General features: G+C 69.3%; 4 protein-coding genes. 2 read left to right on the top strand and 2 right to left on the bottom strand.

Features of this window, described 5'->3' with window-relative positions; translation table 11 throughout:
- Positions 1-134: 134 nt before the first annotated feature.
- Positions 135-872 carry an MgtC/SapB family protein gene (locus tag ACIBEA_RS36295; RefSeq protein WP_399267469.1) on the bottom strand — a complete coding sequence of 246 codons (738 nt, stop codon included), beginning with the start codon at positions 870-872 and terminating at the stop codon, positions 135-137.
- Between the two features lie 28 nt (positions 873-900).
- Positions 901-3,621: a magnesium-translocating P-type ATPase gene (mgtA, locus tag ACIBEA_RS36290; protein WP_399267468.1), complete on the bottom strand. Its 2,721-nt coding sequence runs from the start codon at positions 3,619-3,621 to the stop codon at positions 901-903.
- Between the two features lie 569 nt (positions 3,622-4,190).
- Here mgtA and ACIBEA_RS36285 point away from each other — a divergent pair.
- Positions 4,191-5,393: an ROK family transcriptional regulator gene (locus ACIBEA_RS36285; protein WP_399267467.1), complete on the top strand. Its 1,203-nt coding sequence runs from the start codon at positions 4,191-4,193 to the stop codon at positions 5,391-5,393.
- Between the two features lie 118 nt (positions 5,394-5,511).
- Positions 5,512-6,621: a sugar ABC transporter substrate-binding protein gene (locus tag ACIBEA_RS36280; RefSeq protein ID WP_399267466.1), complete on the top strand. Its 1,110-nt coding sequence runs from the start codon at positions 5,512-5,514 to the stop codon at positions 6,619-6,621.
- Positions 6,622-6,693 lie beyond the last annotated feature (72 nt).

Genomic DNA, 6,693 nt, shown 5'->3' with positions numbered 1-6,693 from the left:
TGTTCGCGGGGTTCCCCTCCGCTTTGACCCCGGTGGTGGTGGTGTACGTGACCTTCCCGCCCCATATCCTGCCCGGTTTCACCTGGCCCACCTTGAAGTGACGGCGCGGCGGCCGGGGGAACCCGCCCGCCGCCTCACCCGTCGGACGCCGACGCTGACGGGTCCGGCACCACCGACCAGCTGACCGCCGAGACCGACGGATCGAGCGAGAGGTTGCTGACCGCTTCCTCCAGCGCCCGGCCCCCGGCCCCCTCGGCGGTCAGCAGCGCCGACACCGTCACCAGTCCGTCCCTCGGGCCGTCCTGGCTGCGGATCGACCGCAGTTGATAGCCGGGCCGGCCGAGCGCGTCGACCAGCCGGTGCCGGATGTGGGCCTCCTCCGCCTCCAGGCACACCGCCTCGAAGTGGAAGTCGGTGGCCACCTCGGCCCCGCCCCGCGGTTCGCGGTCCAGCCGCCGGCCCAGCGGGCGCAGCAGGAGGTTGGCCCCCACCACGCCCACCGTGCCGAAGGCGGCGAGGACGAACATCCCGGTGCCGGCGAGGCAGCCCACGGCCGCCGAACACCACAGCGTGGCCGCGGTGTTCAGACCCCGAACGCTCAGCCCGTCGCGCATGATCACGCCGGCGCCGAGGAAGCCGATCCCGGACACGATCTGCGCCGCGACCCGCGAGCCGTCGTACTGGACCTCGGACACCTCGCTCATGAAGCCGTACTGCGAGAGCAGGACGAAGAGCGCGGCCCCGCCCGCGACCAGCGCGTTCGTCCGCAGTCCGGCCATCCGGGCCCGCCACTGCCGTTCCAGGCCGATCGCCGCCCCGAAGCCGAGCGCGGCGGCCAGGTGCCCGGCCATCTGCCATTCGGTGAGCTGCATCGGCCCGCCCCTTCCGCTGTCCGGCCGGTCAGAGCCAGGTGTTGAACTTCTTGATGTACACGCTCTTCAACAGCTGCGTGAGGGTGCAGTACGCGAGCAGTACGCCGATCAGCCACGGGAAGTAGCTCGCGGGCAGCGCCACCAGACCCAGCGACCCGGCCAGCGGCGAGAAGGGCAGGTAGAGCCCGGCCAGCACCGCGAGGACGGTCATCACCATGACCGGCCAGGACGCCCGCGACTGGATGAAGGGGATCTTGCGGGTACGGATCATGTGGACGATCAGGGTCTGCGAGAGCAGCCCCTCGACGAACCAGCCGGACTGGAAGAGCGCCTGGTGCGCCTCGCTGTTGGCCGCGAACACGTTCCACATGATCGCGAACATCGCGATGTCGAAGATCGAGCTGATCGGGCCGATGCAGAGCATGAAGCGGCCGATGCCCTTGGCGTCCCAGTTGCGGGGCTTGCGCAGGTACTCCTCGTCCATCCGGTCCCACGGGGTGGCCAGCTGCGCGATGTCGTAGACCAGATTCTGCGTCAGGAGCATGATCGCGAGCATCGGCTGGAAGGGGATGAAGGCGCTCGCCACCAGCACCGAGAAGACGTTGCCGAAGTTCGAGCTGGCCGTCATCTTGATGTACTTGATCGTGTTGCCGAAGGTGGTCCGGCCCTGGATCACGCCCCGCTCCAGGACCGTCAGGTCCTTCTCCAGCAGGATGATGTCCGCCGACTCCTTCGCGATGTCGACGGCCGTGTCCACCGAGATGCCGACGTCCGCGTCGCGCAGGGCCGCCGCGTCGTTGATGCCGTCCCCGAGGAAGCCGACCGTGTGCCCCTCGGCCTGCAGGGCCCGCACGATGCGGGCCTTCTGGACCGGGTTGACCTTGGCGAAGACCGTCGTACGGGCGGCCAGTTCGCGCAGCGCCGCCTCGTCCAGGGCGTCCAGCTCGGCGCCCGTGACCACGTGGCCCACGTCGATGCCGACGTCGGCGCAGACCCGCGCCGCGACCAGCTCGTTGTCGCCGGTGACCACCTTGACCGTGATGCCCTTGTCGGCCAGGCCCTGCAGGGCCCGGGCCGCGTCGGCCTTCGGCGGGTCGAGGAAGGCGAGGAAGCCGACCAGGGTCAGCTGGTCCTCGTCGGCGACGGTGTAGATGTCACGGGGAGTGGCGATCGTGCGGGTGGCGACGGCCAGCACGCGCAGGCCCTCGCGGTTGTTGTCCTCGGCGATGCGGGCGACGTGCCAGCGCAGCTGCTCGGTCAGTTCGACCCGCTGCCCGCGGTCCGTCATGTGGGTGCACAGGTCGAGGACCTCCTCCACCGCACCCTTGGTGATCATGACGTGCTCGGACCGGCCGACCGATCCGACCAGGGTGTTGCGGTTGAGGACCACGGACATCCGGCGTCGGGCGAAGTCGAAGGGGATCTCGTCGACCATCGAGAACCGTGCGTCGACGACAACCTCCTCGGCCTCGTTGACGCGGTCGATGACCGCCTGGTCCATGAGGTTGCGCAGGCCCGTCTGGAAGTGCGCGTTGAGGTATCCGTACTCCAGGACCTCGTTGTCCGGGGTGCCGTGCACGTCGAGGTAGCGGTCCAGGACGATGCGGTCCTCGGTGAGGGTGCCGGTCTTGTCCGTGCAGAGGACGTCCATCGCGCCCAGGTTCTGGATCGCGTTGAGCCGCTTGACGACCACCTTGTGCTGGGACATGGCGACCGCGCCGCGCGCCAGGTTGGCCGAGACCACCATCGGCAGCATCTCGGGCGTGAGGCCGACCGCCACGGCGATACCGAAGAGGAAGGCTTCGTTCCAGTCGCCCTTGGTGAAGCCGTTGATCATGAAGACGACGGGGACCATCACCAGCATGAAGCGGATCAGCAGGAAGCTGACCTTGCGCACGCCCGTGTCGAAGTTGGTCTGCGGGCGCTCGCCGACCAGGGACCCGGCCATCGAGCCGAAGTAGGTGTCGGCGCCGGTGGCGACGACGACCGCGGTGGCGGTGCCCGAGGTGACGGACGTACCCATCAGGCAGAGGTTGTCGGCCTCCACCGGGTCGGTGGTCTCGAACTGTCCGAGGTCCTCGGCGCGGGTGTCGGCCTTGGCGACCGGCAACGACTCGCCGGACAGGGCGGCCTGGCCGACCATCAGGTCCTTGGAGGTGATCAGGCGCAGGTCTGCGGGGATCAGGTCACCGGCGGCCAGCTTGACGATGTCGCCGGGCACCACCCGGTCCATCGGCACTTCGAAGGTGGTCGGCCCGGAGCCGCTGCCCGCCCGGCGCTGCACCGCGCAGGTGGTGGTGACGAGCTTCTTGAGCGCGTCGGCGGCCCGGCCCGAGCGGAACTCCTGCCAGAAGCGCAGCAGTCCGCTGACCCCGATCATCACCGAGAGGATGACGACGCCCGGGTCCGCGGGGTCCTGCCAGTACATGACGGCGGCCAGGACGACGAGGACCGCGATGAAGGGGTTGGCGAACGCCTTGGCGAGCTGTACCCACCAGTACGGGGCGCGCTCGTGGGCGACGACGTTCGCGCCGTCGCGCTCCAGGCGCAGTGCCGCCTCGGCGTGGGTGAGGCCGTTGCGGGTGGCGGACAGGTCCTGCAGGACCTGCGGTCCGGGTCGGGCGCTGAGCCCGGAGAGCCGCTCGCCGACGACCCGGGTACGGGCCTCCAGCTCGGCGGACCTGCGTTCGCGGCGGGCCCGGCCCGGCGGTGCGAGCTTCGTGGGGGTGCGAGGGGTGAGCATGGTCATGACGAATACCTCCCTCCACGGCGCCCGGGCAGCACGGAGCCGCGCGGTCACGTGGAGTGATCATGGGTCGGCGCGGGGTGGCACGGGGCCGGGAAGAGCGCCGACAGGCATGGATGCCGTGCGCCGGGCACGGGGCCGGGGCGTACGGAGGGCATGAGGAAGTGCACGGACATCCGCGGACGTGCCGCGGCCGTGCGCACTCAAGGAAGAAGAGTCAGCCGATCAGTAGCTGATCAGTGGCTGATTAACCAACGAGAGCGCGGCAAGGACTTCGATCGGGACTCATCCCGAACACCTCCTCGCATAGCGCTGACATCGACAGGGCGCCCGGTCCGGCCGGGAAGGCCGCAGAGGATCGGCGCCTCAGCGACCGTAACACGGGCCGCGGGGATGTTTCTCTCGTACTTATGACCGGTAGTGGCCGATTCGTGCTGCGTCGGCCTCTTGACGTCTGGAGGCGCAAAGGCTCGACTTAGGGTTCATAAGTTGGAGAGACGCCGGGGTCTCGTGACCGCGACCTCGGCCGGGGGGCGACGCAGGCCGTCGCTAATGGCAGGAGTGGATGAGTCGTGAGGACTCCGGGATCGCAGTCATCGCTGCACCGCGCGAACCTCGAACGGGTCGTGCGGGCGGTCCGGCTCGCCGGTTCGCTGACCCAGGCGGAGATCGCCCGGACCACCGGACTGTCGGCGGCCACGGTCTCCAACATCGTCCGTGAGCTCAAGGAGGGCGGGACCGTCGAGGTCACTCCGACCTCGGCCGGCGGCCGGCGCGCCCGCAGCGTCTCGCTCAGCGGGGACGCGGGCATCGTGATCGGCGTCGACTTCGGGCACACGCACCTGCGCGTGGCGGTCGGCAACCTCGCCCACCAGGTGCTGGCCGAGGAGGCCGAGCCGCTGGACGTCGACGCCTCCTGGGTGGACGGCTTCGACCGGGCGGAAGCCCTGGTCAGCCGCCTGATCGAGAGCATCGAGGTGAGCCGGGACAAGGTCATCGGCGTCGGCCTCGGCGTCCCCGGCCCGATCGACGGGGAGTCCGGGAACCTGGGGTCCACCTCGATCCTGCCGGGCTGGGCCGGGATCAACCCGCGCCAGGAACTGTCGCAGCGGCTCGGCGTGCCGGTGTACGTCGACAACGACGCGAACCTCGGCGCCCTGGGCGAGCTGGTGTGGGGCAGTGGCCGCGGGGTCAAGGACCTGGCGTACATCAAGGTCGCCAGCGGCGTCGGCGCCGGTCTGGTGATCAACGGGCAGATCTACCGGGGCCCGGGGGGCACCGCGGGCGAGATCGGGCACATCACGCTGGACGAGTCGGGTCCGGTCTGTCGCTGCGGGAACCGGGGCTGCCTGGAGACCTTCGCGGCGGCCCGCTATGTCCTGCCGCTCCTCCAGAGCAGTCACGGCCCCGAACTCACCATGGAGCGCGTGGTCGAGCTGGCGCGGGGCGGCGATCCGGGCTGCCGCCGCGTGATCACCGACGTGGGCCGGCACGTGGGCAGCGCCGTGGCCAGCCTCTGCAATCTCTTGAACCCGAGCCGGGTGGTGCTGGGCGGTTCGCTGGCGGACGCGGGCGAGCTCGTCCTGGCCCCCATCCGCGAGTCCGTGGGCCGGTACGCGATCCCGAGTGCGGCCCGTCAGTTGTCGGTCCTCACAGGGTCGTTGGGCGGGCGGGCCGAGGTGCTGGGCGCGCTGGCGCTGGTGCTGAGCGAGATGGGCGATTCGACCCTGCTTGGCGGGTTTCAAGAGCCGATGCTGCTGCATTCAGTTAGATAACGGATGGCACCGTTGTCATCTCGTTAAGGATTCACTCCTTGACGGCAATCTTGCGGCCGGGGTTGACTCACATCCACCTCGGCCGCAACGTTGCGGCCTCGTCAGGGAGGTTCAAGAAATGAACACGCGTATGCGCAGAACCGCCGTAGCCGTTGCCGCGGGCGCCATGGCCGTCTCGCTCGCCGCTTGCGGTAGCGCGAAGGAGTCCGGCGACAAGACGGACACCAATGTCGTCAAGGGCAACGCGATCAAGGTCGGTCTGCTCCTGCCGGAGAACCAGACCGCGCGCTACGAGAAGTTCGACAAGCCGCTCATCGAGAAGCAGGTCGCCGATCTCACCGGCGGCAAGGGCGAAGTGGTCTACGCCAACGCGAAGCAGGACGCGACCACGCAGAACTCGCAGGTCGACACGATGATCACCAACAAGGTGAACGTCCTGATCATCGACGCGGTGGACTCCAAGGCCATCGCCGGCGCGGTCAAGCGGGCCAAGGACGCGGGCATCCCCGTCGTCGCCTACGACCGCCTCGCCGAGGGTCCGATCGACGCCTACACCTCCTTCGACAACGAAGAGGTCGGCAAGGTCCAGGGCAAGGCGCTCCTCGAAGCGCTGGGCGACAAGGCCAAGGACGGCCAGATCGTCATGATGAACGGCTCCGTCACCGACCCGAACGCCGCGCTGTTCAAGAAGGGCGCCCACTCCGTCCTCGACGGCAAGGTGAACATCGGCAAGGAGTACGACACCGTCGAGTGGAAGCCGGAGAACGCCAACACCAACATGGCGGCCGCGCTCACCGCACTCGGCAAGGACAAGGTCACCGGCGTCTACTCGGCCAACGACGGCATGGCCGGCGGCATCATCACCGCCCTCAAGGCGGCCGGCCTGACGACCCTGCCCCCGGTCACCGGTCAGGACGCCGAACTCGCCGGCGTGCAGCGGATCGTGGCGGGCGAGCAGTTCATGAGCGTCTACAAGCCGTACGCCCCCGAGGCCGAGGCCGCCGCGAAGATGGCCGTCGCCCTCGCGAAGAAGGAGCGGATCGAGGTCGTCGCCACGTCCAAGGTCGACAGCCCCACCACCAAGGGCGTCCCGTCCGTGCTGATCCCGGTCGTCTCGCTGACCAAGGCGAACATCAAGGACACCGTCATCCGGGACAACGTCTACACGGCCGACGAGATCTGCACCGACAAGTACAAGGACGCCTGCGCCACCCTCGGCCTGAAGTAAGGCCGCGCCGCGGCGGGCGGGTCGATCACCCGCCCTCGCCCGGCCCCCATGCCTGTCCGGCGCCCCGCCTCC

This window comes from Streptomyces sp. NPDC051555 (assembly GCF_044454405.1).
Taxonomy (GTDB): Bacteria; Actinomycetota; Actinomycetes; order Streptomycetales; family Streptomycetaceae; genus Streptomyces.
This window is presented reverse-complemented; position numbering and strand designations above follow the sequence as displayed.